The sequence below is a fragment of the Rhizobacter sp. P1_G5 genome (assembly GCF_056405435.1).
This window is the reverse complement of sequence record NZ_JBFUCB010001074.1, coordinates 1-991: the sequence shown is the minus strand read 5'-3', so window position 1 is coordinate 991 and position 991 is coordinate 1. Positions and strand designations below refer to the sequence as shown.

The window sequence follows — 991 nt, the reverse complement described above, 5'->3', positions numbered from 1 at the left end:
GCTGCAGGGCGCGCGCCAGGCGATGACGAGTGGCACGGTGCCGGTGTCGCCGCGCCATGCGCCGGCAGCAGATGACGCGACGCCGCCCGCGGGCGGCCTGCGCGGCCTGGCCGCGTCGCGCTCGCGTCCTCAGTAGCCCGTCATCCCCTCGATGCCAGCAGTCGCCATGGCCACGCGCCCGACCACCCTGGGCCGCTTCGAGCTGCGGCGCCTGCTCGGCAAGGGCGCGCAGGCGACGGTGTGGCTCGCCCACGACCCGCGCCTGGAGCGCGAGGTGGCCGTCAAGCTGATGCGCCCCGGTGCCGACACCGAATCGGTGGGCCACTGGCTGCAGGAGGCGCGCAGCGTCAGCCGGCTGACCCATCCGCACATCGTGCCGGTGTTCGAGGCCGACGTGCACGAGCAGCAGCCTTACCTTGTCTTCGAGTACGTGGCCGGCCCGACGCTGGCCGAGCAGCTGCGCGCGAAGGGCGCGATGCCGGCGCGCGACGCAGTGGAGATGATGCTCGGCGTGCTGGACGCGCTGAGCGCCGCGCATGCCGCGGGCGTGATCCACCGCGACCTGAAGCCGTCGAACATCCTGGTCGACGGCGAGGGCCGGGCGCGCGTGATGGATTTCGGCATCGCCGCGAGCGTGAATGCACAGCATGTGCAGCAGGTGGTCGGCACGCCGGGCTACATGTCGCCCGAGGCGACGCACGGGCTGAAGCCGGCGCCGGCGATGGACTTGTTCTCGGCGGCGCTGGTGCTGGCCGAGATGCTGTGCGGGCGGCAGCTGCTGATCGAGAAGGATCCGTTCCGCGCGATGTACCGCGTGGCGCACGAGGACATGGTGTGGCCGAAGGATGCCGCCGGCGATGCCGACGATGCGTTGCGCGCGATCGTGATGCGCAGCCTCGCACGCGACCCGGGGCAGCGGCATGCCGACGTGGCCGCGTTCCGCAAGGCCCTGCAGGAGTGGCTGGTGCCGGCCGGCAGCGATGCGCAGGCC

At 72.8% G+C, this 991-nt stretch carries 1 protein-coding gene; it reads left to right on the top strand.

The window, feature by feature from the left end; genetic code table 11:
* Positions 1-166 precede the first annotated feature (166 nt).
* Positions 167-991: serine/threonine-protein kinase (locus AC1D12_RS34100; RefSeq protein WP_477845489.1), on the top strand; the 825-nt coding region annotated here is incomplete at its 3' end.